The organism is Streptomyces sp. CO7, from assembly GCF_053474865.1.
Map to the genome: position 1 here is coordinate 1,142,759 of NZ_JBRIOU010000004.1, position 15,815 is coordinate 1,158,573.

The following is a 15,815-nucleotide window of genomic DNA, read 5'->3' on the forward strand; positions in this document are numbered from 1 at the left end:
GTCCTCGACCGCGGCCCCGGCATCGCCCCCGCCGACCTCGGCCGCGTCTTCGACCGCTTCTACCGCACCCCCGCCGCCCGCAGCCTCCCCGGATCCGGCCTCGGCCTCGCCATCGTCCGCGAGGTCTCCGCCTCCCACGACGGGGCGCCCTTCGCCCACCGCCGCGACGGCGGCGGCTCGGTCATCGGGTTCACGGTGAACGAGGAGGAGGAGAGGTAGCGGCAGCGGACACGAGCGGTGGGCGCCCGCCGAAGCGAACGCCCACCGCTCTCCCCCGTGTCCCCCGTGGGTCCTGTCCCGCGGTCCCCCGCGACCTGGTCGTCAGCCCTTGACGCAGACGACCTGCTTCAGCTGCGCCACCACGGCCACCAGGTCCCGCTGCTGGTCGATGACCTGCTCGATCGGCTTGTACGCCGCCGGGATCTCGTCCACCACGCCGGAGTCCTTGCGGCACTCGACGCCCTGCGTCTGCCGCTCGAGGTCCGCCGCCGTGAAGCGCCGCTTGGCCGCGTTCCGGCTCATCCGCCGGCCCGCGCCGTGCGAGGCGGAGTTGAACGAGGCGTCGTTCCCCAGGCCCTTCACGATGTACGAGCCGGTGCCCATGGAGCCCGGGATGATCCCGTACTCGCCCGACCGTGCGCTGATCGCGCCCTTGCGGGTGACCAGCAGGTCCATCCCCTCGTACCGCTCACGGCTGACGTAGTTGTGGTGACAGCTGATCTCCGGCTCGAAGGCCACCCTGGCCTTCTTGAACTCCTTGCGGACCACGTCCTTGAAGAGCGCCATCATGATCGACCGGTTGAACTTCGCGTACTCCTGCGCCCAGTACAGGTCGTTCTGGTACGCGGCCATCTGCGGGGTGTCCGCGACGAACACCGCGAGGTCGCGGTCGATCAGCCCCTGGTTGTGCGGCAGGCCCTGCGCCACGCCGATGTGGTGCTCGGCGAGCTCCTTGCCGATGTTCCGCGAACCGGAGTGCAGCATCAGCCACACCGAACCCTCGGTGTCGAGACAGAACTCAATGAAGTGATTGCCGGATCCGAGCGTTCCCGCCTGCTTCGCAGCCCTTTCCTGACGGAACTTGACCGCGTCGGCGATTCCGTCGAACCGGTCCCACAGGTCGTCCCACGGGGCGGTGGCGAAGCCGTGCATCCGGCCCGGGTCCACCGGGGAGTCGTGCATCCCCCGGCCCACCGGGATGGCCTGCTCGATCTTCGAGCGCAGCCGCGAGAGGTCTCCCGGCAGGTCGTTCGCGGTCAGCGACGTCTTCACCGCGGACATCCCGCAGCCGATGTCGACGCCCACCGCCGCCGGGCACACCGCGCCCTGCATGGCGATCACCGAGCCGACCGTCGCGCCCTTGCCGTAGTGGACGTCGGGCATCACCGCGAGGCCCTTGATCCACGGCAGCGTCGCGACGTTCTGCAGCTGCCGCATGGCGACGTCCTCGACCGCGGCCGGGTCCGTCCACATACGGATCGGCACCTTCGCGCCCGGTACCTCGACGTACGACATGACCGACCATCTCCCCCGAAAACGACAACGAAAGACGCCCAGGACCCGACAGTCCCGGACCATCCCGAAAAGCATGACCAACGTCACGAATGCGACCGCAGACCGGCGTTCCCGGTGGCGTGTGCGATACACATTGTCTGCCGGGACCCGGTCCCGTCGGCAACCGATTAACCCCTGGAGAGGAGCCCGTCCGTGCAGCGGAAGGCGTACACCCTCGGCATCGCCGCGCTGCTCACGGCCGTGCTGGCCGGCTGCAGCGGCGGCCCGTCCGAGGGGGAGCAGGCCGACGACTCCAAGCCCGGCGCGACCGACGCCACCGTGGCCGAGGCCGAGCCCGGCCGCTACCGCACGCTGCCCGAGCCCTGCGGCGCGGTCGGCGAGGAGCGGCTGGACCAGCTGCTGCCCGGCCTGCGGCGCATCGCGGACGAGAAGAAGCGCGAGGCCGCCTACGAGGGCACGGCCTCCCTCACCTACGACCTGGACCGCCAGGTGGGCTGCCGCTGGCAGGCCGAGTCGAAGTCGGCGACCTCCTCGCTGTCCGTGGACTTCGAGCGGGTGGTCTCCTACGAGCCCGAGGTGGGCGACGACGACAAGGCCGCCGAGCTCTTCACCGGCCTGCGCGAGGAGGCCGGCGTGCCCGCGCCCGGCACCGACCCCTCCGCGGACGCCGACCCCTCCTCCTCACCCTCGTCGTCCTCGTCGTCCTCCTCGAAGAAGCCCGCGGACAAGAGCGCGGACGAGGCGGCCGGCGACGGGGAGACCGGGGCCGCCGCGACCGGGTCCGGGACCTCGGACGCGACCGGGGACACCGGGAGCCCGGAGGACCCGGCCGCGGCCGGGTCGGCGCCGCGCTCCCTCGAGGAGCTCGGGGACGAGGCGTTCGTCGACGACACCCTCGGCACCGCCGGAACCAGCGCTTCCGAGCGCACCGTGACTGTGGTGTTCCGCACGTCCAACGTCCTTGTGACGGTCGAGTACACCAGCCGCCCGACCCGCGCCGGCGAGAGCGCCGACAGCGAGGAAATGCAGGACAGGGCCCAGGAACTGGCCGCCGAGCTGGCCGAGGAACTGGCCGGCTGACACCCTGGCACAGGCCTCGCCCGCCTGTCCGCGGAACACCTCGGGCCGGGCGACGGCCCTCGCTCACCGCGTACCGTGGCCTGTCGGACCGGATCGATCACCAGACCTGACGTCATCCGCCGGGTCGGGGGTATCCGGGTCCCGCAGGAGCCGAAGCGAAGCCGTGAGTGAAGGAACCATGCAGCGAGCGCACCGAGCCAACCGTCCCGTTCAGCGAGTCGTCCGCGCCCTGACGGGCGCGGCAGTCCTCCCCGTGATGCTCGTCGCCGCAGGGTGCTCCTCGGACGCGGAGCCGAAGTCCGACGCGAAGCAGAGCGCGAGCAGCGACAAGCCCTCCGCCAAGCCCTCCCCGACGCTGGAGCCGGCCGCCTACAAGGAGCTGCCGAAGGCGTGCGACGCGCTGGGCAGGAAGACGCTCGACGACCTGGTGCCCAAGCGCGGGAAGTCCGAGAAGGCCGGCCGCACCGACGACGCCGGCACCCGGGCGAGCTGCACCTGGAACAGCCTGGACGACAACGGTGTGAAGGGCTCGCAGTACCGCTGGCTCAGCGTCTCCCTGCTGCGCTTCGACTCCGACACGGTCCGCGGCGCGGCCGCCGAGCAGGCGAAGAAGCAGTACGAGACGTCGATCGAGGACGCCCGCAACACCGCGGACGCCAAGAAGGTCGCCGACAAGCCGGTCAAGGGCGTCGGCGATGAGGCCACCCTGGTCACCTACGACCTGAAGAAGAAGGAAGGCCTCTTCAAGCAGCAGACCGTGGTCGTGCTGGTCGAGAACGCCGTCGTGACGATCGACTACAACGGCGCGGGTCTGGCCGGCGAGGACGCGCCGAGCGGGAAGAAGCTGAGCGAGCAGGCCGTCGACGCCGCGAAGGAGGCCGTCGGCAAGGTCACCGCGGCCAACGAAGCCGAGGGCGCCGGCGACGCGGACGGTTCCTCCGCCTCCCCGTCGGCCTCCGCCTCGAAGTCCGCCGCCAAGTCCTGACCCCCGGGCCGCCCGCCCGGCCCGCGACGGCGGCCCCGGCCGCGTCGCGGCGGCGGGCGGCCGGCAGGACCGTGCGAGACGTCCCCTACGTCCTGCGCCGTCCGGGTCGTGCGGCACGTCACGGGTGCCGGTGCGGTCGACCGACCGACCGGCACCCGTACACATGTGCAACCCTGGTGCGCGCAACGGACAGTCTGGAAGGGGAGTCGGGTGGCCACGCCACAGCTCACACGGACGCATCGCATACTCATCGGGGTGGTGATCGCGGGCGCCGTGGTCATCGCCGGCATCGGCTTCGCCGGCTCGTACGCGGCCGTGCGGGAACTCGCCCTCCAGAAGGGGTTCGGGAACTTCTCGTACGTCTTCCCGATCGGCATCGACGCCGGCATCTGCGTCCTGCTGGCGCTGGACCTGCTGCTGACGTGGATCCGGATCCCGTTCCCCATGCTGCGCCAGACGGCCTGGCTGCTGACGGCCGCGACGATCGCCTTCAACGGCGCCGCCGCCTGGCCGGACCCGCTGGGCGTCGGCATGCACGCGATCATCCCGGTCCTGTTCGTGGTCGCCGTCGAGGCCGCCCGGCACGCCATCGGGCGCATCGCCGACATCACGGCCGACAAGCACATGGAGGGCGTGCGCCTCACCCGGTGGCTGCTGTCGCCGGTGCCGACCTTCCTGCTGTGGCGGCGGATGAAGCTGTGGGAGCTGCGCTCCTACGAGGAGGTCATCAAGCTGGAGCAGGAGCGGCTGGTGTACCGCACCAGGCTGCGGGCCCGCTTCGGCCGCGCCTGGCGCCGCAAGGCGCCGGTGGAGTCCCTGATGCCGCTGCGCCTCGCCAAGTTCGGCGTCCCGCTGGCGGACACCGCCGCGGCGGGTCTGGCGGCGGCGGGCATCAAGCCGGCCGTCGTCCCGGCCGCCGAGGTCGAGCGCGAGACGCACCCCGCCGCCTCCGCCGTGACCACCGCCGAGGCCGTTCCGCAGCTGGAGGGCGCCGCCGCGCAGCAGCCCCGGGCCCGGACCCCGCAGCCCCAGCAGCCTTCCCGGTACGACCGGCAGCAGCCCGGGCAGCAGTGGCAGCAGCAGCCCCAGCAGGGCTACCAGCAGGCGCCCGCGGATCAGCAGGGCTGGGCCGGGGAGCCGCAGATGCCCGCCGACCAGCAGATCCACTACGGCGAGGACGGCAGCGCCTGGTTCTACGACCCGCGCCTGGGCAGCTACAGCCCCGCCACCTACCAGCCGGACCCGGCCACCGAGCAGTGGTACGCCCAGCAGGCGCCCTACCGCCCCGAGCAGGACCCGCGGCCGGAGCCCGCCCCGTCCGCCGCCTCGCCCGAGGACACCGGCACCTTCCCGGTCCCCGTCGGCCAGCCCGGCGGCCGCACCCGCCAACTCGGCGAGGGCGCCCCGCCGGAGGCGGAGCAGGCCCCCGAACCGGAGCCCGCGCTCGAACCGGCGCCGGAGATCAACATCCCGGGCCAGCGCCAGGAGCAGCAGCCGGAGGGCGGCGCCCCGGTGGAGTTCGAGTCGGAGCGTGAGCGCGAGGACGCGTACTACCAGGTGTTCCGCCGCGCGATCGACAACGGCTTCCCCACGTGGCGGCAGCTCGGCGAGGAGATCGAGGCCGAGTACGGCCACAAGCCGGCGCCCGCCGAGCTCAAGTCCATGGTGGAACGTTTCGTCACCCGGCACGACGTCGAACTCGCCCAGGACCACATCGCCTGAGGCGAACCGTGGGCGGGCCGCGGCCCGCCCCGACGGCTCAGCGGGCCGACCGGCGCCTCCGGTGCCGGTGCAGGACCAGGCCGAGCGCCCCGAGGAACAGCACCCCCAGGATGGCGACCTCGGGCGTGCCCGCCCGGGATCCGATCAGCAGGAGCAGGGCGACGAACGCGATCACCACGATCACGAGCTGCCGAATGAGCTGACCCATCTGCGTTCCTTCCGGAGTGCGGACTCGAGAGCGTGTGTCGATCGTGCGGTGGACCGAGGGGCACTGTAGCCAGGCGTCCCCCGGCCGGGGACCCGAACCGGCCACCCGCGGAGAGGGGCGGCCGGTTCGCTCACATCCGGTCGGACCTGACGCCCGGCCAGGTCACGTCCGGTCAGGAAGCGGCCTTGTAGCGGGAGTAGGAGCCGCCACCCGTCACCCGGGTCTGGATGTACGGGTAGGTGGTGGCGTAGCAGCCCCAGGACCCGAGCGTGCAGAGCTTCACCTTGTACTTCATGGTCGAGTAGGCGGTCGACGTCGGCAGGGCGGACTTGCTGTTGTACTCGCGACCGATGGTGTCCACCACCGACGACTCACGGGTGAAGTAGTCGTAGCGGCTGCCCCAGGCGACGACCTTGGAGCCGTTGTACTTGAAGTTGACGACCGTGTGGTAGTCGTAGATCACGCTGCCCAGCAGGCTGTGCCGGGTGACGGAGTAGCGGACCTGCTTCCACCGGCCGGTGGCGTCGGCGGCGTCGGGGTCCGTGCCGTCGGTGGGGGCGTCCAGGCCGGGGATCACGACCTCGTCGCTCGTGGTGACGTCGGCGTTGGCCGGCACGGCCAGGACCTCGTCGAGCTCCGCCGCGGTGTAGTCCTCCGAGACCTTCTCGCCGCCGGCGAGGACCGTGTAGTCGATGGTCTCCTCGTGGTACTCGTCGGGCGTGCCGGGGCAGGTGAGGCCCCCCGCGATCGAGGACGTGGCGGCCAGGGAGCAGTCGGCCTGCCCCGCGGTGCCGTCGATGACCTTCTCCACGGCGGATATCACCGCCTGGTCCGAGTCCGGGTCCTCGGCGTGGGCGGCCGGCATCCCGGCCGTCAGGGCCGCTACGGCGGTCGCGGCGATCAGGAGGTGCCTGGTGATTCTGCGATTTCCGGTGGTGCGCTGCATGGGGAATTCCCGTCTGGTCGCGTGGCATGCCGCTTGTTCGCGAGAAGACGGGAATTCCCGCGCGGACTGTGCGCGAATTCTCGGACCTCTCAGCGGAATTGCCGGGTGGCGTCGAACGGCCGCAATATTTCTCGGCCGCCGACGTCCGCCGCAATTGGACCTTCGGGATAAGCGGATCGGTCAGGGTCGTCAGGCAGTGGCCTTCGGCAGGGTTTCGCAGGGCGATCCGGCGCCGCATCTGCAGGGGCCCAGGATGGAGAACGCGACGACCGCGGCCGCGGTCCGGCTCTCCAGGCCGAGCTTCAGCAGGATGCGTCCGACGTGGGCCTTCACGGTTCCTTCGCAGACGCCGAGCCGACGGGCGATGGCCTGATTGGTACCGCCGGTGGCCAGCAGGGTCATCACCTGGTGCTCGCGTACCGACAGCCGGCCGATACGGGCGAGGGCCGGGCGCAGGTCGGGCAGTTCCGGTGCGGGGGCGGCGGGGATGGTGTGCGCGGGCATGCGTTCTCACATTCGGTCACGGGGAGGGTGCTCGGACGGCGGAACGGGCCGGACGAACTCCCAGGTCACGGACCCCAGATGCCGCTGTCCTCGCCGGCCTCCGGCTGGGACGCGACGGGGGCGTCGCCCGACGCGCGGAGGTCGCCCTGTCCGGGGGCGGCGGCCAGGCTCAGGGCGAGGGCCAGCGGAAGGGCGGCGAGGGTGACGACGACGGACGCGATGCGGGCGCGGATCACGACAACTCCTTGACGGCGGAACGGCGGGACGGGGAGTCCTGCGGGTGCGACGGGGCGGGCCGAGCAGGGGCGGAGCGCCCCGCGGTGGCGTCCGCCGGCCGCCTCCGGGGTTTGCCCGGTGCGGCGGTTCCTCAGCTTTCATCACGGCCGCGGCCGGAGAAAGCGCTTGGCCGTGGTCGGAAGAGGCCCTGGCACAAAGGGGCCTGGCTCTGCCCCGGTCGCCTCAGGCCGGGGGTAAGCCCGGGCCGGGCCCTCGCCCGGGGCTGCCCCGGCCCGGGCGCCACCGGAACTCCGCCTCGAAGACAGGCGCCACGAAGGCGGCCCCGCAGCGGTCGAGGCCGCAGCCGGCCAGGTCCGGGTAAGAGCGCAGGACCCGCAGGCAGGCGTCCTTCGCCGCCCGTTCGGCCTCGTCCAGGCTGGGCGCGGTCACGAACAGGCCCAGAATCGGGCCGCCCTGGGCGTCGGGGTGCGGGGTGACGTGCTCGATGCTGATCTCCCCCGTGGCCTGCGCGCGCAGCCGGGCCTTGAGGTCGTCGGGCAGTTCCAGCCCTGGCGGTCCGGTCAATCGGGCATGGATGAGGTACATGCTGCCCACCCTGTCGAGACCCGGGCGGTCGGCCTAGGGCGGCTCGCGGGCCGCTTCGGGCCATGGCCGAAAGAGGCCGATGACCCGTTGTCAAAGCCATGCCGAAAGATGAAGATCATCCCGCTCCATATGGAGGAGCCGTGCCGACCCGCCCCGGGGAGGGGCGGACAGGGGGGAACATGCTGGAGACCTTGGGACTGGACCAACAGGCGGAGGCCGTCTATCGCTGCATGTTGACGCGGCCGACGCTGCGCCTGGCCGAACTCGTCTCGCTCCTCGGGCAGTCCGAGGAGGCCGTGACCGCGGCACTCGACCGCCTCAGCGCCCTGGCGCTGGTGCAGCCCGACGCGGACGGCGCGGTCCACGCCGTCCGCCCGGAGGTCGGGATGGAGCGGCTGTTGGCCCAGCAGCAGGCTCAACTGGCGTCCTGGCAGCAGCAGATGGAGATGTCGCGGGTGGCGGCGGCCCAGCTGATCTCCGAGTGCACCGACCTCACCCGCGGCATGGACGACCCGGGCGCCGAGCGACTGGTCGGGATTGACGCAATCCGTGCGCGTATCGCCGAGCTGACCGGGCGGCTCCGCGAGGAGATCATGACGTTCGCCCCGGGCGGGGCCCAGCGCCCCGCGGACATCGCGGAGGCCCGCACGGTCGACCGGCCGATGCTGGAGCGCGGCGTGCGGATGCGCACCCTGTGGCTGGACAGCATCCGCAACGACGGGCCGACCCTGGAGTACGCGACCTGGCTCCACTCGCTCGGCGGCAGGGCGCGCACCGTGCCCACGCTGCCGGTTCGCATGATCATCATCGATCGCGAGTGCGCCCTGCTCCCGGTGGACACCGCGGACGCGACCGCCGGGGCGGTGGTGCTGCACGGGCAAGGGACGGTGGCCGCGCTGTGCGCCCTGTTCGAGCACCTGTGGCAGTCCGGGACCCCGCTGGGCGCCCCGCCGTCCCCGGACGAGGAGGGCCTGACGGGTCAGGAACGGGAATTCCTGCAGCTCCTGGGGCAGGGGCTCACCGACCAGGCGATCGCCGGCCGGCTCGGCGTCTCCCACCGCACGGCCCGCCGGATCGCGGCCGCGCTGATGGAGAAGCTGGGCGCACGCAGCCGCTTCGAGGCCGGGCTGAGGGCGGCGGCACGGGGCTGGCTGGCGCCCGACATGTGACGGTTCAGGCGTCCCGCCTCTCCGGGTCGTGGTCGTTTTTCGGCCACGGCCCGGTGTCGTTCCGTCGACCCTCGCCGTGAGGACCGCGCCGGACGGGCCGACCCGGCGGGAGCGGCCTGCCAAGACGTTCCCTCCACCGCTCCGGACGGCACGTCACCGCAGGTCACTTTTTGGCCAAAGATGATCAAGGCGTCGGGAATTTGTTGACCGCCTGCGATCGGGGCTGCTTTATTTCGTCCGCCATTCGCAGAAGATCCAGCCGTGTTTCGGCGCGCCGGGACGTATTCGCGATTCCCGAATTCCCGCGGCCCCCGTGGCGGTCCGCATTCCAGACGGAGCGAGATGAGAAGAACCATATGGTCGGTCGCCGTGGCGGTCTCCGCCATGACGATCGGGGCGGCCCCGGCCCACGCCGCGCCGCCGATGTCCGAGACCCCCGCCGCCGTCCTCGCCGCGAAGGTGGAGCCGGAGGTCCGCGCACAGGCCGCCGAGGGGGAGACGGTCCGGGTGAACGTCGTCACCCGAACCAAGGCCGACATCCCCGACGCGGCCCAGGTCGGCGAGGTCATCCAGACCCTGGACCAGCTGCGCGTGGTGACCATGCGGGTGAACGAGGCGGACCTGGCCGACCTGGCCGCCCAGCCGGGTGTGGCGAGCGTGACCGAGGACCGTCCGGAGCCCGCGTCGCTCGCCCAGAGCGTGCCGCTGATCGGTGGTGACAAGACCCGTTCCGCCGGCTTCACCGGCGCGGGCGGCGTGGTGGCCGTCCTGGACACCGGCGTCGCCACCCATCACCCGTTCTTCGCCGGCCGCATCGCGGGCGAGGCCTGCTTCTCCGTCACCGACCCCGACTACGAGGCCAGCAGCCTGTGCCCCAGCGGCGAGGACGAGCAGCAGGGCACCGGCTCGGCCGACGCGGACAGCGGCCCCTGCGCCGACCTCGACTGCTCCCACGGCACCCATGTGGCGGGCATAGCCGCCGGCAACGGCAAGGACGTGGCCGGCGCCCCCGCCGCCGGTGTCGCCCCCGGCGCCGACATCCTCGCCCTCCAGGTCTTCAGCAGGATCGACTCGGAGGACTTCTGCGGCGAGGGCGCCGCTCCGTGTGTGCTGAGCTTCCCCAGCGCCCAGCTCTCCGCGCTGGAGGGCGTGCTCGCCAAGAAGCAGACCGGGATGCCGCTGGTCGCCGCCAACATGAGCCTGGGCAGCGGCCAGTACACCGCTGCCTGTGACAACGACCTGCGCAAGCCGGCCGTCGACGCCCTTCTCGCGGCAGGCGTCGCCACGGTCGTCTCCGCCGGCAACAGCGGCTACGCGAACGCCGTGAGCGCCCCCGCCTGCATCTCCTCGGCGATCGCGGTGGGCAGCACCACCAAGCAGGACGACCTCTCCTACTTCAGCAACCGCGGCGCGCTGCTGGACGTCCTCGCTCCCGGCAGCGGCATCACCTCGTCGGTGCCCGGCAACGGCTGGGCCGCGATGAGCGGGACGTCGATGGCCGCCCCGCACGTCACCGGGGCCTACGCCGTGCTCCACCAGGCCTTCCCCACCAGCGGCGTCACCGAGCTCACGGCCCTCCTGAAGGGCACCGGCAAGGCCCTCGCCGTCTCGGGTGTCACCGCCCCGAGGATCCAGCTCGACGCGGCGACCACGTCGGCCACCCGGCCCACGTCCGGCGAGAACCGGTGGAAGCTCGCCACCGACGGCTCGGACACCGCAGGCTCCAACCCGCTCACCGCGATCGGCGGGACCACCATCGGCGCCTCCGACGCGCCCTACAGCCTCTCTGGCGCAGCCACCTTCAACGGCAGCACGGGATACCTGAAGAGCCGGACCAGCGCGGTGAGGACCACCGGCGACTACACCGTCTCCGCCTGGGTCAGGATCAACTCCGCCACGAGCGGCATGGCGCTCTGCCAGGGCACGAGCACGCACCAGGCCTTCTACATCGGCTACGACCCGACCAACAAGGGCTGGATGTACCAAACCACGACCACCGACGACGACACCACCGACTGGCCGACCGCCGAGGGCGGCACCAACTCGGGTCCCGTGGGCACCTGGGCGCACCTGGTCGCCACCTACACCAGCAGCACCGGCGCGATGGCGCTCTACCAGAACGGCACGCTGCAGGGGCGGGCCGTCAACCACACGCCCCAGTACAACTCCAGTCTCCCGCTGACCGTCGGCGGCTGCACCAACCCGTCCATGGGGACCGACCCGTACTACACCTTCCCCGGCAAGGTCGCCGACGTCCGCGTCTACCCCTACGCGATGAGCTCCGCGCAGGCCGGACAGGCCAGTGTCACCGTCCCCACCGGATGGAGCGGCGGCATGCCCGAGGACCAGTGGAAGCTGGCCACCGCCGGCACCGACACGGCGGGACTCAATCCCCTCACCCTGAGCGGCGGCGCCGCCTGGTCCACCGACAAGCCCGCCGGCACCAGCCTGACCGGCTCGGTCTCCTTCAACGGCGGCACCGGCCTCCTCAAGGGCAAGCAGGCCGCGGTCGACGCCCACGGCGACTACACCGTCGCCGCCTGGGTGAAGATCAACTCCGCGGTGAAGGGAACCGCCGTCTGCCAGGGCACCACCGAGCACCAGGCCTTCTACCTCGGCTACGACCCCGGCAACAAGGGCTGGATGTTCCAGACCACGACCACCAACGGCAACGACACCGACTGGGTGACCGCCGAGGGCGGCGCGGGTTCCGGGCCTGTCGGCGCCTGGGCGCACGTGGTGGCCACCTACGACGCCGACACCGGCGCCATGGCCGTCTACCAGAACGGTGTGCTCCAGGGCCGGGCCACCAACGCCACCCCGCAGTACGACTCCGGTCTGCCGCTCACCGTCGGCGGCTGCGTCAACTCGGCTTCCGCGACCACTCCGTACAACGCCTTCCCCGGCAGCGTCGCGGACGTCCACGTCTACCCCCGCACGCTGACCGCCACCGAGGTCTCGGCGCTCGGCTGACCCGGCCTCCGCCATAACGGCGGCCGAACGCACCGGTGCCCCGGTGGTCGTAGGACCACCGGGGCACCGTCGTGCGCGCGCCCGCTCCGGCGCCGGGCGTCAGGCGGCGGAAGCGCCGAGCAGCGCCCGGACGCGGTCCGCGCCCACCGCGAGGAGCAGCGTGGGCAGCCGCGGCCCGGTGTCCCTGGAGACCAGCAGCCGGTACAGCAGCGCGAAGAAGGTGCGCTGCGCCGTCTTGATCTCCGCCGGCAGCTCCTTCGGCGTCGCGTCCGCCGAGAACCCGGCCTGGACCTTCGGCACGCCGTAGACCAGGTGGGTCAGGCCGTCCAGCGACCAGTGGTCGTCCAGCCCGTCCAGCAGCAGCCGCAGCGACTCGCGGGAGGTCTCGTCCAGCGAGCCGAGCAGCTCCGCGTCCGGCTCGTCGCGCACGATGGTCCGCTGGTCCGCGGGCACCTGCGTGTTGATCCACGCCTCGGCCTTGTCGTACCGCGGCCGCGCCTCGTCCAGCGAGGACAGCGGGTGCTCCGGCTCCAGGTCGCTGAGGATGCGCAGCGCCTGGTCCTGATGGCCGCCGGTGATGTCGGCGACCGAGGCCAGCGTGCGGTACGACAGCGGACGCGGCGTCCCCGGCAGCTCGCCCGCGGCCGTCGACGCGGCACGCGTGTACGCGGCGATGTCGCCGGGCAGCGCGCTGCCGTCGCGGACCTTCGACTCCAGCCGGTCCCACTCGTCGTAGAGCCGCTGGATCTCCTGGTCGAAGGCGACCTTGAACGACTGGTTCGGCTTGCGCCGCGCGTACAGCCACCGCAGGATCTGCGGCTCCATGATCTTCAGCGCGTCGGCCGGCGTGGGCACACCGCCCTTGCTGGAGGACATCTTGGCCATGCCGCTGATGCCGACGAAGGCGTACATCGGGCCGATCGGCTGCTCGCCGCCGAAGATCCCGACGATCTGACCGCCGACCTGGAAGCTGGAGCCGGGCGAGGAGTGGTCCACGCCGGACGGCTCGAAGACGACGCCCTCGTACGCCCACCGCATCGGCCAGTCGACCTTCCAGACCAGCTTGCCGCGGTTGAACTCGCTCAGCAGCACCGTCTCGGAGTAGCCGCAGGACTCCACCGTGCAGGTGTAGGCCATCTCGGTCGTCCCGTCGTCGTACGAGGTGACCGTGGTGAAGTCCTTGCCGCAGCCGCCGCAGTACGGCTTGTACGGGAAGTAGCCGCCGGCGCCGGAGCTGCCGTCGTCCTCCTCCGCCGCGCCGGAGCCCTCCGCGGCCTCCAGCTCGGCCTCGTCGAGGGGCTTCTGCTGCTTCTGCTGCTTGTGCTTGAGCTCCTGGGCCGGGTCCTTCTTCTTGGTCCGGTACTGGTCCAGGATCGCGTCGATGTCACCGCGGTGCTTCATCGCGTGCAGGACCTGCTCGCGGTAGACGCCCGAGGTGTACTGCTCGGTCTGGCTGATGCCGTCGAACTCCACGCCCAGCTCGCCCAGCGAGGCGACCATCGCGGCCTTGAAGTGCTCCGCCCAGTTCGGGTGCTCCGAGCCCTTCGGCGCGGGCACCGAGGTCAGCGGCTTGCCGATGTGCTCCGCCCACGACCCGTCGACGCCCTCGACGCCGTTCGGCACCTTGCGGTACCGGTCGTAGTCGTCCCAGGAGATCAGGTGCCGGACCTGGTGGCCACGGCGGCGGATCTCGTCGGCGACCAGGTGCGGGGTCATCACCTCACGCAGGTTGCCGAGGTGGATCGGCCCCGACGGGGAGAGACCGGACGCGACCACGACAGGTTTGCCCGGGGCCCGACGCTCCGACGCCTCGATGACCTCGTCCGCGAAACGGGAGACCCAGTCGGTGGTCTCGGTGCTCTGAGCCACGATCGGCACGTCCTTCTTTCCTGAGGGGAGACGCCCGGCCGCCGCGACGCCCGCGCGGCCGTTCCCCCATTCTCCCAGGTGCGGACCCCACCGTGAAAACGCCTTTCCCTCCCGTCCCACGCGCCGCGCCGCGCGCCCGCGAAACGGCGAGGCGGCCGGACCCCCGGCGGTGGGATACTGGCCGGGCACACCCATCCCTCGAGGAGAACGGCACCCACTCCATGACCTCGGTCAAGTCCCTCACCGCTTCCGTCCACGCGCGCCTCGCGGACGCCCTCTCGGCTGCCCTGCCGGAGGCCGCCTCCGCGGACCCGCTGCTGCGACGAAGCGACAGGGCGGACTACCAGGCCAACGGCATCCTCGCCCTCGCCAAGAAGGCCAAGGCCAACCCGCGCGAGCTGGCGACTCAGGTCGTGGAGCACGTCGTCACCGGTGACCTGATCGCGGACGTCGAGGTCTCCGGCCCCGGCTTCCTCAACGTCACCGTCTCCGACGAGGCGATCACCGAGAACCTCGCCGCGCGCGCCGCCGACGAGTCGGGCCGCCTCGGCGTGCCGCAGCGCGAGGACGCGGGCACCACGGTCATCGACTACGCGCAGCCGAACGTCGCCAAGGAGATGCACGTCGGCCACCTGCGGTCCGCCGTCATCGGCGACGCGGTGCGCCGGATGCTCGACTTCACGGGCGAGAAGACGATCGGCCGCCACCACATCGGCGACTGGGGCACCCAGTTCGGCATGCTCATCCAGTACCTGATCGAGCACCCGCACGAGCTGGACCACGAGGCCGACCCCTCGGCGGACGTCGAGGCGGCCGGTGAGGAGGCGATGTCCAACCTCAACCGCCTCTACAAGGCCTCGCGGGCCGTCTTCGACTCCGACGAGGAGTTCAAGACCCGCGCCCGGCAGCGGGTGGTGGCCCTGCAGTCCGGCGACGAGGAGACCCTCGCGCTGTGGCAGCGGTTCGTCGACGAGTCGAAGATCTACTTCTACTCCGTCTTCGCCAAGCTGGACATGCCCGTCGCGGACGACGAGATCGTCGGCGAATCGGCGTACAACCCGATGATGGCCGAGACCGCCCGCATGCTCGAGGAGTCCGGCGTCGCCGTGCGCTCCGAGGGCGCGCTGGTCGTGTTCTTCGACGAGATCCGTGGCAAGGACGACAAGCCGGTCCCGCTGATCGTCCAGAAGGCCGACGGCGGCTTCGGCTACGCCGCCTCCGACCTCTCCGCCGTCCGCAACCGCGTCTTCGACCTCAAGGCCGACACGCTGCTGTACGTCGTCGACGCCCGGCAGGCCCTGCACTTCCGCATGGTCTTCGAGACGGCCCGCCGCGCCGGCTGGCTGAGCGACGCCGTCAAGGCCGTCCACCTGCAGTTCGGCACGGTCCTCGGCAAGGACGGCAAGCCGTTCAAGACCCGTGAGGGCGAGACGGTGCGTCTGGAGGACCTCCTCGACGAGGCGTCCGAGCGCGCGGCGGCGGTCGTGCGGGAGAAGGCCGAGGAGGGCAACATCGAGCTCACCGAGGAGGAGATCGCCGAGCGCGGCGCGCAGGTCGGCATCGGCGCGGTGAAGTACGCGGACCTCTCCACGTCCGCGAACCGCGACTACAAGTTCGACCTCGACCAGATGGTCTCGCTCACCGGCGACACCTCGGTGTACCTCCAGTACGCGTACGCCCGTGCCCGGTCCATCCTCCGCAAGGCCGGCGAGGCCCGCCCCGTCGCCCACCCGGAGCTGGAACTCCACGCGGCGGAGCGGGCGCTGGGGCTGCACCTCGACGGCTTCGCCGACCTGGTCGCCGAGGCCGCCGCGGAGTACGCGCCGCACAAGCTGACGGCGTACCTGTACCAGCTGGCGTCGCACCTCACGTCCTTCTACGCCGACTGCCCGGTCCTGAAGGCCGACACCGCGGAGCAGCGGGAGAACCGCTTGTTCCTCTGCGACCTCACCAGCCGCACCCTCCGCCAGGGCATGACCCTCCTGGGCATCCAGACCCCCGAGCGCCTGTAGCCCCCCGCCC

14 protein-coding genes are annotated in these 15,815 nt (G+C 71.7%); 7 read left to right on the top strand and 7 right to left on the bottom strand.

The genetic code is table 11. The features are described 5' to 3' along the window. A partial coding sequence (locus tag ACOV8S_RS18085) for a sensor histidine kinase (RefSeq protein ID WP_448318803.1) occupies positions 1 to 219 on the top strand: 219 nt, incomplete at its 5' end. A 102-nt stretch (positions 220 to 321) separates the two neighbouring features. Here ACOV8S_RS18085 and ACOV8S_RS18090 read toward each other — a convergent pair. Beyond that, complete coding sequence (locus tag ACOV8S_RS18090; protein ID WP_448318804.1) at positions 322 to 1,515, bottom strand: RtcB family protein; 1,194 nt, start codon at positions 1,513 to 1,515, stop codon at positions 322 to 324. 192 nt (positions 1,516 to 1,707) lie between these two features. Here ACOV8S_RS18090 and ACOV8S_RS18095 point away from each other — a divergent pair, with 192 nt between their 5' ends. The 3 genes from ACOV8S_RS18095 (at position 1,708) to ACOV8S_RS18105 (ending at position 5,302) form a co-directional block, all read left to right on the top strand. Then, positions 1,708 to 2,595: a DUF3558 domain-containing protein gene (locus tag ACOV8S_RS18095; RefSeq protein WP_448318805.1), complete on the top strand. Its 888-nt coding sequence runs from the start codon at positions 1,708 to 1,710 to the stop codon at positions 2,593 to 2,595. 178 nt (positions 2,596 to 2,773) lie between these two features. Continuing rightward, complete coding sequence (locus ACOV8S_RS18100) at positions 2,774 to 3,580, top strand: DUF3558 family protein (RefSeq protein ID WP_448318806.1); 807 nt, start codon at positions 2,774 to 2,776, stop codon at positions 3,578 to 3,580. A gap of 210 nt (positions 3,581 to 3,790) precedes the next feature. Then, positions 3,791 to 5,302, top strand: a complete 1,512-nt coding sequence (locus ACOV8S_RS18105; RefSeq protein WP_448318807.1) for a DUF2637 domain-containing protein — start codon at positions 3,791 to 3,793, stop codon at positions 5,300 to 5,302. Positions 5,303 to 5,339: 37 nt separating this feature from the next. Here ACOV8S_RS18105 and ACOV8S_RS18110 read toward each other — a convergent pair whose 3' ends face one another. The 5 genes from ACOV8S_RS18110 to ACOV8S_RS18130 form a co-directional block, all read right to left on the bottom strand. Continuing rightward, the gene (locus ACOV8S_RS18110; RefSeq protein WP_448318808.1) at positions 5,340 to 5,510 is read right to left on the bottom strand and encodes a hypothetical protein; all 171 of its coding nucleotides are present in this window, start codon (positions 5,508 to 5,510) and stop codon (positions 5,340 to 5,342) included. A gap of 172 nt (positions 5,511 to 5,682) precedes the next feature. Further along, entirely contained in the window at positions 5,683 to 6,456 is a 774-nt protein-coding gene (locus ACOV8S_RS18115; RefSeq protein ID WP_448318809.1) for a hypothetical protein, read from the bottom strand. 189 nt (positions 6,457 to 6,645) lie between these two features. Further along, a complete protein-coding gene (locus ACOV8S_RS18120; RefSeq protein WP_448318810.1) occupies positions 6,646 to 6,960 on the bottom strand; it encodes a helix-turn-helix domain-containing protein in 315 nt (104 codons plus the stop codon). Between the two features lie 65 nt (positions 6,961 to 7,025). Further along, the gene (locus ACOV8S_RS18125; protein WP_448318811.1) at positions 7,026 to 7,196 is read right to left on the bottom strand and encodes a hypothetical protein; all 171 of its coding nucleotides are present in this window, start codon (positions 7,194 to 7,196) and stop codon (positions 7,026 to 7,028) included. A gap of 223 nt (positions 7,197 to 7,419) precedes the next feature. Continuing rightward, positions 7,420 to 7,782, bottom strand: a complete 363-nt coding sequence (locus ACOV8S_RS18130; protein ID WP_448318812.1) for a hypothetical protein — start codon at positions 7,780 to 7,782, stop codon at positions 7,420 to 7,422. A gap of 179 nt (positions 7,783 to 7,961) precedes the next feature. On the opposite strand from ACOV8S_RS18130, the gene ACOV8S_RS18135 reads away from it, so the two are divergent. After that, the gene (locus ACOV8S_RS18135) at positions 7,962 to 8,951 is read left to right on the top strand and encodes a LuxR C-terminal-related transcriptional regulator (RefSeq protein WP_448318813.1); all 990 of its coding nucleotides are present in this window, start codon (positions 7,962 to 7,964) and stop codon (positions 8,949 to 8,951) included. A gap of 342 nt (positions 8,952 to 9,293) precedes the next feature. Then, a complete protein-coding gene (locus tag ACOV8S_RS18140) occupies positions 9,294 to 11,924 on the top strand; it encodes a LamG-like jellyroll fold domain-containing protein (protein ID WP_448318814.1) in 2,631 nt (876 codons plus the stop codon). Between the two features lie 99 nt (positions 11,925 to 12,023). Here the strand turns inward: ACOV8S_RS18140 and lysS are convergent, their stop codons facing one another. Then, complete coding sequence (gene lysS / locus ACOV8S_RS18145) at positions 12,024 to 13,802, bottom strand: lysine--tRNA ligase (protein ID WP_448318815.1); 1,779 nt, start codon at positions 13,800 to 13,802, stop codon at positions 12,024 to 12,026. A 212-nt stretch (positions 13,803 to 14,014) separates the two neighbouring features. Between lysS and argS the strand changes: the two genes are divergently transcribed. Beyond that, positions 14,015 to 15,805, top strand: coding sequence for an arginine--tRNA ligase (gene argS, locus ACOV8S_RS18150; RefSeq protein WP_448318816.1), 1,791 nt, complete (start codon positions 14,015 to 14,017; stop codon positions 15,803 to 15,805). Positions 15,806 to 15,815 lie beyond the last annotated feature (10 nt).